Genomic DNA, 13853 nt, shown 5'->3' with positions numbered 1-13853 from the left:
TTCGGACCGTCCTGTTTAATCTGATTTAAGATAATAATGCAAGGGGCTTGCTAAACGCTGCGACAAGCTATATGTCACATCTTATGACACAGACATTACATATTATCGGTGGCGGCCTTGCAGGTAGCGAGGCAGCTTGGCAGGCAGCAGAACGTGGTATTCAGGTTGTGATCCACGAAATGCGCCCCGTTCGCTCTACAGAAGCACACCAGACTGACACGCTGGCAGAACTGGTATGTTCCAATTCCCTGCGCTCAGATGATGCTGAACATAATGCAGTTGGCCTGATGCATGAAGAAATGCGCCGCTGTGGGTCGCTGATCATGCGCTGCGCGGATGAAAATGCTGTGCCTGCAGGTGGGGCTTTGGCTGTGGATCGCGACGGGTTTGCCGAAGCTGTGCAAGCAGCCCTTATGGGCCATGAAAATGTAACGGTTGTGCGTGAAGAAATTACAGAAATCCCGGGCGATGAATGGGATCAGGTGATTATTGCTACCGGACCTTTGACGTCTGAGCCGCTGGCAAAATCGATCAAAGCGTTGACCGATGAAGAATCCCTTCATTTCTTTGATGCGATTGCACCGATCATCCATAAAGACAGTATTGATTTTTCCAAAGCCTGGTTCCAGTCACGTTATGACAAAGGCGATGGCAGCGATTACATTAATCTGGGCATGACGCGCGAACAATATGACCAGTTTATCGATGACCTGATCGAAGGCGATAAAATGGAATTCAAAGAGTGGGAGAAAAATACACCCTACTTTGAAGCCTGTCTGCCGATCGAAGTGATGGCTGAACGTGGGCGCGAAACCCTAGCCTTTGGTCCAATGAAGCCTGTGGGGCTGACGAACCCGAATGATCCGGATACCCAATTGGCCGCTGTTGTGCAATTGCGTCAGGATAACAAGCTGGGGACGCTCTATAATATGGTGGGTTTCCAGACCAAGCTGAAACATGGTGAACAGGTTCGTATCTTCAAAACGATCCCCGGCCTTGAAAACGCAAGTTTCGCGCGTCTGGGCGGTATTCACCGTAACACCTTCATTAACTCCCCTCGCCTGCTGGATGGCAGCCTGAAACTTAAAGGGCGCAGCAACATTCGTTTTGCTGGGCAAGTGACGGGTTGTGAAGGCTATGTTGAAAGTACGGCGGTTGGTTTGATGGCTGGTCGTTTTGCAGCAGCTGACCTGAAAGGTGAAGATACGTCCTGCCCACCTGATGTGACAGCAATGGGCGGAATTCTCGCCCATATTACAGGTGGGGCAAATGCTTTGACCTTCCAGCCTATGAACATCAACTTCGGCCTCATGCCGCCAATGGACGTTCGAAATGAGCGCGGCAAGCGGGTCAAGGGAAAGGAAAAGAAAGCCGCTGTTACAAAGCGGGCTTTGGATGCCTTGGATGCGTGGCTCGCGGAAAGTGGAAGCGTTTAATAGCTTCCACGCCAGGCCTTGAACATCAGTTTAAGTTGACGTGATAGACGTCCGCCACCAATGTTGGGGTTAAACGGGTCGTAATCGACTTTGTTCAGACGTTTTAGATAGTCTTCCATGGCAATGGTACTGAGCAGAACAGCATTGCTGGGCGCTTTGTCGGTACGCGCCTGTGTGATGAGCTTTTGAACCTCGCTCGCCAGTTCTTTGACGCAGGCATTGATGGCCGGATTTGGTTTGAAATCCATGAAGTCTTTCAGCGTAAAATCGTGTTTCTTCAAAAGCGATTTCGGGATTTTGCAACGCCCTGTTCTTGCCTGATATGGCAGTGTTTTCATCAAGTCGCATAAACCTTGGGCGGTACCGATCCGTGCTGCGGTTTCCAGATTATCAGCGCCCAGAACATTGGCCTTCATCTGTGCGATGGATCCACCTGTGGCTTCCAGATAGCGCATTAATGCGGGCAGATCGTCATGGGCCTGATCTTCCAGGTCAAAGCTGCGGGCGTTCAGATAACGTTCAAACAGGGCTTTATCGATTTTCTTGGGACGGATGGCTTCAATAAATTCCCGGTGCGTGCCGTTTTCGGAATGCGCTTCCTGATCTGCATAGACCCCGTCGATCAAGTCTCGCCACCATTGTATGCGCATATGGCCCAGCTGGGGTTCATTCACCATGTCACGGATCCGGGTCGTTTCTATGGCGAAAAGCTGTAGGGCATAAAAGGCATCACGGGTATCGTCAGAGGCATAAAGCCCGCAGAGAAACTGGTCGTGATCCGTTTTTTGGATTTCCTGAGCGCACAGGCTTAAGGCAGAAGTCATGATAAACGCTTTGGTAAATGATAGACGTGTGTCATATAGGGGTAAGTCAGGGGGAAAGCCAAGTGACAAAAACACATAAGAGCGAGAATTTTCCGGTCGCAAGCTTGTTGTTGGCGAAAGAAGTGCGCACGCAGGTACTGGATTTCTATCAGTTTGCCCGCTGTGCGGATGACATTGCTGATTCTCCTGATCTGGCACCAGAAGAAAAGCTCAAGCAATTGGATATGGAAACGGACAATCCGTTTCTGGCTGACCTTCTGATTGCTTTTCGACAGGACGCCACCCAAAATAGATATGAGACTTGGGATGACTTGCTGAGTTATTGCCGATATTCCGCGAACCCGGTTGGGCGCTTTTTGCTTGACGTACATGGGGAAAAGATTGACCCCACGGCCAGTGATGTGCTGTGTACAGCGTTGCAAATCCTCAATCATTTGCAGGACTGCCAGAAAGATTTTCAGGCGATTGACCGTATTTATCTGCCGACAGAGTTTTTGGAAGCTGATGAGGGGTATGAAACCCTGCTTTCAGAAAAATCATGTTCTGATCGATTGCGCAAAATTCTGAATATCTGTCTCGAACGCACCGATAAGCTGATTAAAACGGCCCTGCCCTTGGCCCAGCAGGTAAAAAACAGGCGTCTTCGTTATCAGGTGAAAGTCACCATCCTTTGCGCCCTTGCCCTGGCCGGGAAATTGAAAAAGCAGGACCCACTTGCAACGCGGGTGGAACTCACTAAGATGGATAAATTATTGATCGCCTACCGAGGATTTTATCCCCTATGACGCATGCTACACAAAGTGACTTTCAGTTGGTGGAAGAGATTGTGCAGAACGCGCATAGTTCTTTTTCTTTGGGGATGAAGGCCTTGCCTGCAGGTCGTCGCGGCTATCTGTTTGCGATCTATGCCTATTGCCGTGTGTTGGATGATATCGCGGATGAAGAAGGCAGCGAAGAAAGTAAGCTGGGCGAGCTTGCAAATTGGCGAAACAAGATAGACCAAACCCTTGAAGGCAAACCGGATTGTTCCATTACCCGCATTCTATGTGATGCGGTTTCGAAGTTTTCAATTCCGACGATTGAACTCTATAAATTGATAGACGGTATGGAAGCAGATGCACGTGGGCCGATCCAGAAACCGTCGTGGGATGAGCTTTATGACTATTGCCGTTGTGTGGCCGTAAGTGTTGGGCTGCTGTCCCTTCCCATCTTTGGACGCGATGATGAAGAAGCACAAGCCTTTGCCATAGAGCTGGGCTTCGCCCTGCAATTGACGAATATCTTGCGCGATGTGGCGGAAGACTGGGAAATTGAACGGCTGTATCTGCCTGCTGAAAGTCTGGATGAGCATCAGGTTGATGGCATTGCGTCCTCTTCTCTGCATAAAGTTCTAAAGGATGTCTCCATCAAGATTGATGCGCATTATGAGAAGGCGGAGCAAATTTTGAAATCCTGTGGGCAGGAAAATCTGCGTCCGGCCATGATGATGATGGCGGTCTATAAGCAATTGTTTGAAAAGATGAAACGCCGTGGATGGCATCAGATTGAACCACGCGTTCGCCTGTCCACCATGGAGAAAGCCATGACCGTCACTAAAATGCTGGCCTTTGGATGAGCCAAAAGACGGTTCATATCGTTGGCGCAGGGCTGGCTGGATTGTCTGGGGCCATTCATGCGAAAAACCGTGGTCACAAGGTTATTATTTATGAAGCCTCGAGCACGCTGGGTGGGCGGATAAAACGTGTGGGTCATCACGACAACGGCACGCACTTGCTGATTAAAGGCTATCGTGACAGTTTCGAATATCTGGACATGATTGGGGCGCGTGATCAGGTGGCGGCTTATCCAGGTGGTGTTTTTGAAATGCGCGAAGGCCCCCTTCACTGGCAAGTTCCAGCCAGGGGATTCTTAAAGGCGATCATGACTGGAGCTGTTCCGGGTGTGGGCTTGTTTAATCTAAAAGGGAAGACAGCCTATCGACGGGTTTGGGAGCCATTGGTTCTGGCAATTTTTAATGCAAGACCTGATCAGGTTTCAGGGAAATTATTGTGGCAGACCTTTCGGGAAGTTCTGAAACAGGGCGCTGAAGCTCTTATCCCCTATTTTGCCAGAACAACCCTGCATGATGCTTTTGTTGGACCTGCGCTGAAGCAGTTGGATATTAAAACCAATATGCGTTTGTTGACCGTGAGCAATGATCGATTGAGTTTTAAAGATCATCAGATTGAGCTGGATGAGAATAACAAAGCTATCCTCGCCCTGCCCCAGCATGCTTATGCTCAAGTGGAGAATCCTTTTCAGATTAAAGTGATGGAAACGGCGCCTATTACCAATATTCACTTTTATCTGGACCATCCCGTACGCAATCAATTCTTTGGTTTGGTTAACACGCTGAGCCAGTGGGTCTATGCTAACGATAACCTGATTTCTGTGACCATTAGCAATTTCAAACCGCAAGGCGACGATCTGGCCGAACGGGTGTGGCGCGAACTTTGTTTTCATTTTGATAAGGCAGAAGCGCAGATGCCACCTTTTAAAGTGATCTGTGAAAAAACAGCAACGCCTTTACAGGATAAAAACTTTGTTGAAAACAGGTTAAAAACTGAAACACAATTCCCAAATTTGCGACTGGCCGGGGACTGGATTGATACTGCTTTACCCGCAACGATTGAAAGTGCAATTCGATCTGGAAAGGTGGCAGCTCAGACCATTTTTTGATAAAATATTGAAAAAAGTTACATTTTTTTGGTTTGCCCCCCTTCTTTTTTCCAAAGAGCAAACCTATTTTTTAGAAGTGTTCAAAACAACTGTTCTGTAAGAGGTAACAAAATGGCATTCGAACTTCCTGCCCTGCCCTATGCACAAGATGCGTTGGAGCCCCACATTTCTGCTAATACCCTGAGCTTTCACTATGGTAAACACCACAATACCTATGTTGTGAACCTGAATAATCTTCTGGGTGATGATGCCGGAAGTACGGATGCTGACCTGGAAGCTGTGATCAAAGACGCGGCAGGTGATGCATCCAAAGCTGGCCTGTTTAACAACGCAGCCCAAATCTGGAACCATACTTTCTATTGGAACTGTATGGCGCCAAATGGTGGCGGTGCTCCAACAGGTGAAATTGCAGCCAAAATCGATGCGGCTTTTGGGTCATACGACAAGTTCAAGGAAGAATTCTCCCAAGCCTGTATCACTGCCTTTGGTTCTGGCTGGGGCTGGCTGGTCCTGGAAAATGGCGAACTGAAAATCACCAAGACAATCGGTGCCGATACCCCACTTGCTCATGGTCAGACAGCATTGCTGACTTGTGATGTGTGGGAACATGCCTATTATCTGGACTATCAGAACCTGCGTCCAAAGTACGTGGAAACATTCCTGAATGAATTGGTGAACTGGGACTTTGTGAACGCACAGCTTGCAAATGCGTAAGTCACCTGTTTCTTAAAGCAAAAAGGCCCGCCTCTTAAAAAGAAGCGGGCCTTTTTTGTTCGTTCGGTTTAAACCGCGATGATGGCGGCCAGTGTCCGTCTGTCTTCTGTCTGCAAGACGGTAAAGGTACGTGCCGCAGCGCCAGAATTCATCCATTCCAGCACCAGGCCCTTTCCCTTTACGGCTTCACGCAGATCTTTCGGGGGCATTTTCGATAGCTCTCCAATGCCGATGACCAGAATATCGTACTCGTCGGCTACATCCAACAAAGGTTGGATGCTTTCAAGGGTGATATCCTTGGCCTTAGTGATCTCCCAGGGTTCCACCTTATTTTCATAAAGCAGGATCGATCCGGTCACGGTTTTGCCGTTCACCGTAAAGCGACCGTCCCCATAAGATGAGATCATCAGGCGGTCATCGTTAACAATCGGCGTGATGTCTAATGACATTAAACAGCACCTTCTTCTTCGACGATTTTTTCAATGTCTGACTCTTCATCTTCATCGTCAGAACGACGCAGCGTGAAGTATGTCAGGATTGGAACCGCCAGACAGATGGAGGAATAAGTACCGATCAGGATGCCCCAGATCATGGCAAAGCTGAAGCCACGGATGACTTCGCCGCCCAGGATATAAAGGGCAAGCAAGGCCAGCATGGTGGTGACAGAGGTCATGATCGTACGTGACAGGGTTTCATTGACAGAATTGTTTAACACTTCTGCAAGATCCATTTTTTTGTACTTACGCAGGTTTTCACGCACACGGTCATAAACAACAACCGTATCGTTGATCGAATAACCGGCAATGGTCAGAACCGCAGCCACGGTAGACAAGTTAAATTCCATTCCCAGCAAGGCGAAGATACCGATGGTCGAGATCACGTCATGCACAAGAGCAATGACTGCACCCATACCAAACTGCCATTCAAAACGGAACCAGATGTAGATCAGAATGGCGCCAATGGCCAGACTGACAGCCATCAGGCCGTCCATGAACAATTCTTCGGAAACCTTTGGACCCACAAATTCGGTCCGGCGATATTCAACCGTGTCCTTTAGAACGCTTTTAACTGCTTCGACAGCCGTTTGTTGCGCCTGTTCTCCGCCGTCCTGACGCTGGATGCGGATCAAAACTTCTTCGGGTTCACCAAATTCCTGAATGGAAACTTCGCCCAATCCAAGCCCGGAAAGTTGACTTCTGAACTGCGCAATGTCAGCTGGGCCGTCCTTGGTACGAACTTCCATCATGATACCGCCTTTAAAGTCGATACCGTAGTTCAGTCCGTTTACAGAGAAAAGACCGATGGAAGAAGCGATCAAAATAACGGAAAAAGCAAAGAAGATAAGCTTCTTGCCGATGAAATCTAGACTGATATCAGCCGGGATCAAATGTAAATGTTTCATGTTAATCCCTCTTATAAAACCAGTTTCTTTGGCTTGTTTTTACGCAGCCACATGACGACCTGCAGGCGTGTAACCATAATGGCCGTAAACATGGAGGTTATGATCCCGATTGCCAAGGTCACTGCAAAACCACGAACCGGGCCGGAGCCGAATTCAAACAGCAGAACAGCAGCAATCAAGGTGGTGACGTTCGCATCAATAATGGTTTTGATCGCACGTTTATAGCCTGAATCCACCGCAGCGATGGGACCTAGACCGTTTCGAAGTTCTTCACGGATACGTTCAAAAATCAAAACGTTGGCATCTACCGCCATCCCGATGGTCAGCACGATCCCCGCAATCCCGGGCAAGGTCAATGTTGCCTGCAACAAGGAAAGCGCAGCTGTGATCAGGATGATGTTAAACATCAGAGCAATATCGGCATAAATCCCGAAGCGACCGTATGTTACGATCATAAAGGCGATAACCCCGACCAGACCAACGATGGATGCGATCTTGCCAGCGGCAATTGAATCTGCCCCAAGGCCAGGACCAACAGAACGTTCTTCAAGGATCACCAGCGGTGCAGGCAATGCACCTGCGCGCAGCAACAGGGCCAGGTCGTTGGCTTCCTGCACGCTGAAGCGGCCTGTGATAATCCCGCTACCACCCAAGATCGGGCTATTGATGTTTGGCGCACTGATAACCTTACCATCCAGAACGACCGCCAGACTGCGGTTAACGTTGTTGGAGGTAACTTTACCGAATTTCTTCGCACCAAGGGAGTTAAAGGTAAAGGAAACGACCGGCTGGCCATCCTGGAAGGTTGGCTGGCTGTCGATCAACATTTCGCCACGAACTTCAACCTTGCGCAAAACAGCGATCTTGCGTTGCTCATTTTCCGCATCCGGCAGAGCCAGTGTTCCCGGTGGAATGCGTCCGGCCAGAATATCTTCCGGGCTAACATTGTGGTTGACTAGATGGAAGTTCATTTTTGCGGTTTTACCGAGCAAACGTTTCACTTCTTCTGGATCGTCAATACCGGGCAGTTGAATGAGAATACGTTCATCACCCTGACGCTGAATGGTTGGTTCTTTTGTGCCTGTCTCATCGATACGGCGGCGAACGATCTCAATCGATTGTTCAACGGCAGATCGTTTGGCATCGAGAACAGCCTGTTCTGTCAGATTGATGCTGATGGTGCTGTTTTCAACATTGGTTTCAGAGCCTTGGTCAAGAACGCGTAACAGATCATAAGCCTGATCCATTTGTTCCGGCTTCTTGATCTGAACCTGAACACTGTCTCCTCTAACACGCAGACCGGTGTAACGGATACGTTCCGCACGTAATGTGGTGCGGATGGTATCCATGATGGAAACAAGACGTTCATTGATGACTGTTTGGGCTTCTACCTCCAACAGAAGGTGGGAACCACCCTGAAGGTCAAGGCCAAGACTGATTTGTTGATTGGGAAGCCATCCCGGGAGTTCAGCCGTTGTCTTACGGTCAAACATGTTGGGCGCAGCAAACGCCACGCCCAACAAACAAACCGCAATCACAAGGGCTATTTTCCATTTGGCGAAGTAGACCATTTTCTCGGTCCCTTCCTTTAACTGTGATTAGTCTTTTTTACCGCCGAAAAGCTTTTTCAAGCCGCCAGCTTCTTCGGTTTTTTCAGCTGTGTCGTTTGCAGCTTCTTTTGCTTCTTCAGGTGCTGGTTCTGTTTTATCGATAACAGAAGCGATCATTTCGCGACGCACTTTAACAACCGTGTCTTTGGCAACTTCAACAGAAACTTCTGTGTCGCTATCTACCTTGGTGATTTTGCCAAGGATACCACCGCTTGTCAGGATATTGTCGCCACGACGCAGCTGAGACAACATGACTTTATGTTCTTTAGCGCGTTTTTGTTGTGGACGGATCATGAGGAAATAGAACACAACAAAGATGAGAATCAGCGGCAGAAACGCTTCGATACCGCCCCCTGCACCACCAGCAGCTTGAGCATAAGCCGGAGAAATGAGCATAGATAACTCCTAAAGGTTAGAATAACAGTCGTTGGGACAGTCCCAAACTTGCGCGGGACTATACAATGGGATGTTTACATTTTCTATAGGAATTCGTAGGGTCAATGGACTTTTTTACAAACAAGAGGATGGCATGAGCGATCAGGAATATCTATCGGTCTTAACCCGCATTGCCGATGCACTGGAACGTCAATCACCTGCGAAAGTTCCAAACAACGATCTAAGTCTCGCTGATGCTTATGTTTGGTCCCCGGAAACGGGCTATCTTGATCCTGTTTTACAGGTCAGTTGCGTACCGCTGGATATGCTGGAAGGGATTGATCTGCAAAAGGAAATCCTGCTTAAAAATACCCAGCAGTTTGCAGGTGGCTTTTCTGCCAACAACGCTCTTTTGTGGGGCGCGCGTGGCACCGGGAAAAGTTCCATCGTCAAAGCCATCCATGCCAAGCTGAATGAAGACAAGGCCCACAGCCTGATGTTGGTAGAAATTCACCGTGAAGATCTGGAAACTCTGCCCGCCCTTTTGAAGGTGTTAAAAACAACGGATCGTCGCTGTGTTCTCTATTGTGATGACTTGTCTTTTGATGGCGGTGACACCAGCTATAAATCGTTGAAAGCTGTTCTTGAGGGCGGCATTGAAGGCCGTCCCGAAAATGTGATTTTCTATGCCACATCCAACCGCCGACACCTGATGCCACGCGATATGATCGAAAACGAACGATCAACCGCCATTCATGCATCCGAAGCGGTGGAAGAAAAGGTATCGCTGTCTGATCGTTTCGGCTTGTGGCTTGGGTTTCATAATATGGATCAGGAAACCTATTTTGCGGCTATTCGGGGCTATATCGCCAACTACAGCCTTAAAATCGAAGAGGAAACCTGGAAAGCTGAGGCGATTGAGTGGACCGTCACACGCGGAGGAAGGTCCGGTCGTGTTGCCTGGCAGTATATTCAGGATCTGGCAGGTCGCTTGGGGCAAAAGCTGACTTAATTTTCACACCAGACAGCCAAATCATATCCATCCGGATCTTTGAATTCAAAACGGCGACCGCCGGGGAATTCGAAGTTTGGTTTGGTGATGGTACCGCCTGCTTCTTCAACTGCTTTAGCCAAAGCATCAAGATCTGTGCCGTAAAGAACGATGAGTGGACCGCCTGTGCGGGGTTCTCCCTCTTCAAAGCCGCCTTTCATTTGGCCGTCGGTGAATTCTGTGTAAGTCGGACCGTAATCTGTGTAGGTCCAGCCAAAGGCTTTTGCGTAGAAGTCCTTCGTCTTCTGAATGTCTGAAACGATGAATTCGATATAGTTGATACATTTGTCTGTGGCTGGCAATGTCATGTTACACCTTCAATTCACACCACACTGGCGTATGGTCGGATGCTTTTTCCCAACCGCGTGGTGTTTTATCAATGTTGGAATCTACAAGTATATCGGCTGCCTGAGGGGATAGAAGCAGATGATCGATCAAGACACCGTGGTCCTTGGCCCATCCCCCACCTCTGTAATCCCACCAGGAAAACTGCCCGGGTTCCGGGTGATAAAGTTTGAATGCATTGGTAAGGCCAAGAAAAAGATGTTCGCGGTAAAGCTCACGTCCTTCTTCCCGACAAATTGCATCCCCGCCCATTTTCTGGATATCATAAACGTCACCATTATCAGGGGCGACGTTATAGTCCCCACCCAGAACAAACGGAATATCTTCTGCCAATAGCTCTTTCGTGCGTTGGATCACCCGCTTCATAAAGCCAAGCTTATAGGTGAATTTCTCGCTATCGACCGGATTTCCGTTCGGGAAATAGATCGAGGCAACACGCACGCCGCCGACATTGGCTTCAATATATCGTGATTGGATATCTTCTTCGTCACCGGGCAATCTATCCAGAACAAGGTCAATGGGTTCTTTTGAAAGAATCGCAACACCGTTAAAGGATTTTTGTCCTACAAATTCAACGTTATAGCCAAGGTCTTTTAATTCCATGGTAGGCACCGCATCGCCCGGTGTTTTCAATTCCTGTAACAGGACGACATCGGGGTTAAATTCTTTCAGCCAGCGCAAAAGATGTTCTGTGCGCGCATTGATGCCATTTACGTTCCATGTAACGATTTTCACGAAGGATTCTCCATTGAGCTTTTCTGTGGTGATAACATATACTGTAGAGATGAAGTTGCCAGTATTCCTTTTTGTTTTTTTGATTTTAATTGCTTTGACAGCCATTTCGTCTGCGCATGCCAAAAACGGATGGCCCGCCTGCCCCGAAGATGGCCGCTATGTGGAAGTCTATATGGAACGTTCCATGGGGGACTTGCGCTATCATTCCAATTTCAGTTCTGCCCAGCTTTCACGATTGCGTGGCAATGCAGGCAGCCGTCTTGGTCCCATGTGGATTCCAACCGGATTGACGGTCGCAGATGAAAATTATCATTTAAAAACAAATACGAAGATTTATTCACTGGGGCGCGATCGCTATTGCGCTGTTTTAGTATCAGCCAATCTGTTTATCGGTTATCGCAATATTGACGTTTATGTCAGCAACAAGTACCAGCCCGGTTCTTGCGAGCATGAATCGATCATGAACCATGAAAATATCCATGTGCAGATTTTCCGCGATACGCTTTATAAGCATGCGTTCGGCATTGAAAAAACAATCCGCAAACGTGCCAAGCGAATTGGACCCGTTTATCTGCGTTCTGCCGATGCGGCAGCCAATAAGGTGCAGAAGCTGCTGGATGCGCAAATTCGGCCGCTCTTTAAACGGATGAGTGCGGATATCTCACGCAAAAATGCCCGCATCGATACCAGAGAAAACTATCGACGCGAGCAAGCCATGTGTTCGAACTGGTAAGCTTGAAGATAAACTCTTTTAAGCTGTAAAAATTACTAAATTATTATTATTAAGATTGAATTTTACATCTAAAAGTAGATCGTGTATCGTCAGCGTAATTTGATTATTACGTGACACCTGTGAGGTATGCGATGGGTTCGACTAACACAATTATTGCCGTTGGCTTGGATAATCTCGGCAAGGAGTCTGGTCTTGTCGGCCTTGGCGCCCTATTTACTGCTTTTTCCCCAATTCCAGGAACACCCGCAGAGAACCAGAAAAAAATGTTAGGGTATCTCAAAGAAATTGAAAGTCAGGTATTGGAGATTATAGCTGGGATTGAGGAGCTGGAAAAAGAAATTGAAGCGCTTCAGGAAGAAGTTAAAAAAGTGGAAGCGGCAAATCAATATACGAAAATCATTACCGCTTATAACACCATTATGGCACTTTCCACGAAGGATCTGGATGAGTCTTCTCTAGATCAGTCCCTGGCTGACATGGCAAAATCTTTAGCGGATCCTACATCAGGCATCGTAGAAATATGTGCTGAACTCAATACCTTTATTACAAGCAACGCAATTGATGGCAAAGGCGTCATCCAATATGTGTCAGAAAACAATAACAATGGAACTGCATTTTCATATTTGCAATCCGTGAAATCAATTACAATTGATTATGGTCTTGCCTATTATAAGGCTTTGGTTTGTGTAAATTGGCTTACAATGATCAGCAATGCCCAAATTTATAAGTTTGAACTAACCAATTTCTCCCTGGGTGAAATCAACGGCTTTTTTACAAATCTCAATGATACCTACACGACGTATGTTCCCACAACATTGCAAAATCTGTTTCAAGACATGTGTGCGTTCAACTATACAGGTACGCCGCCACATGCGACATACGACCAAGACGGCGCCTGGCCAACGTCACCGCAAGGTGTAAATATAAACATTTCAGCCCCAAACCTTGGGGATAGTGGATATGTAAAGGTCGAAACTGACTTTCAAAGTGGGTACTGGCTGACTTTAGCTGCCAATGCATCCAAATCTTCTGCGACAACTTTTCAACTGGTCCCGATCAACCCACCCTTAAACGGGTCACCAACGCAAGACATCCATTTCGCCCTCTTCTGCAATAGCGTATCTGGTATCAAACCGCCTTATAAAGGTTGCCCGGTATTTGCTGGCCTGTCTGGAACAGATGGAACGTCTGGCGAGTATGAGGCCGTCAACATGATGACAAGCTGGGACCCGGACAAGGTCGATAAGCAGAAAGGTGCGTTACCTGCTAGATTTTATTTGTACTTCCTCCCTGACGGGAAAGGCAGTGGTACATTTTCCTTTCGCTGGTATCGCTGCTTTTTTACAAGTCCACAACAACCTGTTAGCGCGGATAGTGGTTTCTATAAGTACGGTTTTAGTACAACGAAACAATTCCACACGAATGTATTAAGCACTGTTAAGCCTGATGATTTCGATCCATCAAAATCAAGCCAACAGTTTCAGATAACAATCGTCGATTAAACTGAGAAAGAAGACCCGCAGCCGCATTCAGATGTCGCATTCGGATTGGTCATCTGGAAGGATGAGCCCATCAGGTCGGTGACATAATCCAGCTGTGCGCCTTCAACGAACGGGAGGGACGCTTCGTCAACCAGCACATCGACTTCGCCAAAGGTAAAGACCTGATCGTCGTCTTTCACCTGATCATCCAGGCTGAAATTATAGGAAAAGCCGGAACAGCCGCCGCTTGAAATCATGATGCGGAGCTTCATATTTGGGTTGCCTTCCATGGCGATAAGCTTTTGGACCTGCTTATTTGCACTTTCAGTTAAACCAACCTGGCTCATTCTTTCTCTCCTTGGGGGGATTAATTCGTCTGTTGAAACATATGTAAGCTATCTTTTTCGTTTGTCAAACCCATTGCATCAA

General features: G+C 47.7%; 16 protein-coding genes and 1 pseudogene. 9 read left to right on the top strand and 8 right to left on the bottom strand.

All coding sequences use genetic code 11. From position 1 onward, the window contains the following. Nucleotides 1-83: 83 nt before the first annotated feature. Entirely contained in the window at nt 84-1436 is a 1353-nt protein-coding gene (gene trmFO / locus RYZ26_RS04210) for a methylenetetrahydrofolate--tRNA-(uracil(54)-C(5))-methyltransferase (FADH(2)-oxidizing) TrmFO (protein WP_317681909.1), read from the top strand. Here the strand turns inward: trmFO and RYZ26_RS04205 are convergent. Further along, on the bottom strand, nt 1433-2260 hold the full coding sequence (locus RYZ26_RS04205) for a squalene/phytoene synthase family protein (RefSeq protein ID WP_317681908.1): 828 nt from the start codon (nt 2258-2260) through the stop codon (nt 1433-1435). The two genes, trmFO and RYZ26_RS04205, sit on opposite strands and share 4 nt — an antisense overlap. A gap of 62 nt (nt 2261-2322) precedes the next feature. On the opposite strand from RYZ26_RS04205, the gene RYZ26_RS04200 reads away from it, so the two are divergent. The 5 genes and pseudogenes from RYZ26_RS04200 to RYZ26_RS04185 all read left to right on the top strand — a co-directional run bounded on the left by RYZ26_RS04200 (nt 2323) and on the right by RYZ26_RS04185 (nt 5692). After that, on the top strand, nt 2323-3045 hold the full coding sequence (locus RYZ26_RS04200; protein ID WP_317681907.1) for a squalene/phytoene synthase family protein: 723 nt from the start codon (nt 2323-2325) through the stop codon (nt 3043-3045). Further along, a complete protein-coding gene (locus RYZ26_RS04195; protein ID WP_317681906.1) occupies nt 3042-3875 on the top strand; it encodes a phytoene/squalene synthase family protein in 834 nt (277 codons plus the stop codon). The genes RYZ26_RS04200 and RYZ26_RS04195 overlap by 4 nt, the downstream gene beginning before the upstream one ends. Beyond that, nucleotides 3872-4030: pseudogene (locus tag RYZ26_RS19925) on the top strand (oleate hydratase); the annotation flags it as partial. The gene RYZ26_RS04195 and the pseudogene RYZ26_RS19925, both read left to right, overlap by 4 nt. After that, entirely contained in the window at nt 4031-4978 is a 948-nt protein-coding gene (locus RYZ26_RS04190) for an FAD-dependent oxidoreductase (protein ID WP_317681905.1), read from the top strand. Nucleotides 4979-5089: 111 nt separating this feature from the next. Beyond that, nucleotides 5090-5692: a superoxide dismutase gene (locus RYZ26_RS04185; RefSeq protein WP_317681904.1), complete on the top strand. Its 603-nt coding sequence runs from the start codon at nt 5090-5092 to the stop codon at nt 5690-5692. Between the two features lie 68 nt (nt 5693-5760). Here the strand turns inward: RYZ26_RS04185 and RYZ26_RS04180 are convergent, their stop codons facing one another. Genes RYZ26_RS04180 through yajC form a run of 4 tightly spaced genes read right to left on the bottom strand, consistent with a single transcriptional unit; the run spans nt 5761 to nt 9100 of the window. Beyond that, nucleotides 5761-6141: an Mth938-like domain-containing protein gene (locus tag RYZ26_RS04180; protein ID WP_317681903.1), complete on the bottom strand. Its 381-nt coding sequence runs from the start codon at nt 6139-6141 to the stop codon at nt 5761-5763. Further along, a complete protein-coding gene (gene secF, locus RYZ26_RS04175; protein ID WP_317681902.1) occupies nt 6141-7094 on the bottom strand; it encodes a protein translocase subunit SecF in 954 nt (317 codons plus the stop codon). Before secF ends, RYZ26_RS04180 begins: the two co-directional genes overlap by 1 nt. 11 nt (nt 7095-7105) lie before the next feature. Then, on the bottom strand, nt 7106-8665 hold the full coding sequence (gene secD / locus RYZ26_RS04170; protein WP_317681901.1) for a protein translocase subunit SecD: 1560 nt from the start codon (nt 8663-8665) through the stop codon (nt 7106-7108). Nucleotides 8666-8692: 27 nt separating this feature from the next. After that, complete coding sequence (yajC, locus tag RYZ26_RS04165; RefSeq protein WP_317681900.1) at nt 8693-9100, bottom strand: preprotein translocase subunit YajC; 408 nt, start codon at nt 9098-9100, stop codon at nt 8693-8695. A gap of 133 nt (nt 9101-9233) precedes the next feature. Between yajC and RYZ26_RS04160 the strand changes: the two genes are divergently transcribed. Then, the gene (locus tag RYZ26_RS04160) at nt 9234-10091 is read left to right on the top strand and encodes an ATP-binding protein (protein ID WP_317681899.1); all 858 of its coding nucleotides are present in this window, start codon (nt 9234-9236) and stop codon (nt 10089-10091) included. Here RYZ26_RS04160 and RYZ26_RS04155 read toward each other — a convergent pair. Both RYZ26_RS04155 and xth read right to left on the bottom strand, forming a co-directional pair. Then, the gene (locus tag RYZ26_RS04155; RefSeq protein WP_317681898.1) at nt 10088-10438 is read right to left on the bottom strand and encodes a VOC family protein; all 351 of its coding nucleotides are present in this window, start codon (nt 10436-10438) and stop codon (nt 10088-10090) included. The two genes, RYZ26_RS04160 and RYZ26_RS04155, sit on opposite strands and share 4 nt — an antisense overlap. A gap of 1 nt (nt 10439) precedes the next feature. After that, nucleotides 10440-11210 (bottom strand): exodeoxyribonuclease III, encoded by a 771-nt coding sequence (gene xth / locus RYZ26_RS04150; RefSeq protein WP_317681897.1) that lies wholly within the window; start codon nt 11208-11210, stop codon nt 10440-10442. A gap of 94 nt (nt 11211-11304) precedes the next feature. Here xth and RYZ26_RS04145 point away from each other — a divergent pair, with 94 nt between their 5' ends. Beyond that, nucleotides 11305-11943: a hypothetical protein gene (locus RYZ26_RS04145; RefSeq protein ID WP_317681896.1), complete on the top strand. Its 639-nt coding sequence runs from the start codon at nt 11305-11307 to the stop codon at nt 11941-11943. Nucleotides 11944-12074: 131 nt separating this feature from the next. After that, entirely contained in the window at nt 12075-13445 is a 1371-nt protein-coding gene (locus RYZ26_RS04140; RefSeq protein ID WP_317681895.1) for a hypothetical protein, read from the top strand. Here RYZ26_RS04140 and erpA read toward each other — a convergent pair. After that, the gene (erpA, locus tag RYZ26_RS04135) at nt 13442-13771 is read right to left on the bottom strand and encodes an iron-sulfur cluster insertion protein ErpA (RefSeq protein ID WP_317681894.1); all 330 of its coding nucleotides are present in this window, start codon (nt 13769-13771) and stop codon (nt 13442-13444) included. The genes RYZ26_RS04140 and erpA overlap by 4 nt on opposite strands. Nucleotides 13772-13853 lie beyond the last annotated feature (82 nt).

The sequence above is a fragment of the Terasakiella sediminum genome (assembly GCF_033100395.1).
Taxonomy (GTDB): Bacteria; Pseudomonadota; Alphaproteobacteria; order Rhodospirillales; family Terasakiellaceae; genus Terasakiella.
Note: the sequence above shows the minus strand (reverse complement) of the source record. Positions and strands in the feature narration are given on the sequence as shown.

Bases quoted from the DNA above. Each gene is read 5' to 3' on its own strand.
- trmFO (WP_317681909.1), top strand. From the start codon at position 84: ATGACACAGACATTACATATTATCGGTGGCGGCCTTGCAGGTAGCGAG.
- RYZ26_RS04205 (WP_317681908.1), bottom strand. From the start codon at position 2,260: ATGACTTCTGCCTTAAGCCTGTGCGCTCAGGAAATCCAAAAAACGGAT.
- RYZ26_RS04195 (WP_317681906.1), top strand. From the start codon at position 3,042: ATGACGCATGCTACACAAAGTGACTTTCAGTTGGTGGAAGAGATTGTG.
- RYZ26_RS04185 (WP_317681904.1), top strand. From the start codon at position 5,090: ATGGCATTCGAACTTCCTGCCCTGCCCTATGCACAAGATGCGTTGGAG.
- RYZ26_RS04180 (WP_317681903.1), bottom strand. From the start codon at position 6,141: ATGTCATTAGACATCACGCCGATTGTTAACGATGACCGCCTGATGATC.
- secF (WP_317681902.1), bottom strand. From the start codon at position 7,094: ATGAAACATTTACATTTGATCCCGGCTGATATCAGTCTAGATTTCATC.
- secD (WP_317681901.1), bottom strand. From the start codon at position 8,665: ATGGTCTACTTCGCCAAATGGAAAATAGCCCTTGTGATTGCGGTTTGT.
- yajC (WP_317681900.1), bottom strand. From the start codon at position 9,100: ATGCTCATTTCTCCGGCTTATGCTCAAGCTGCTGGTGGTGCAGGGGGC.
- RYZ26_RS04160 (WP_317681899.1), top strand. From the start codon at position 9,234: ATGAGCGATCAGGAATATCTATCGGTCTTAACCCGCATTGCCGATGCA.
- RYZ26_RS04155 (WP_317681898.1), bottom strand. From the start codon at position 10,438: ATGACATTGCCAGCCACAGACAAATGTATCAACTATATCGAATTCATC.
- RYZ26_RS04140 (WP_317681895.1), top strand. From the start codon at position 12,075: ATGGGTTCGACTAACACAATTATTGCCGTTGGCTTGGATAATCTCGGC.
- erpA (WP_317681894.1), bottom strand. From the start codon at position 13,771: ATGAGCCAGGTTGGTTTAACTGAAAGTGCAAATAAGCAGGTCCAAAAG.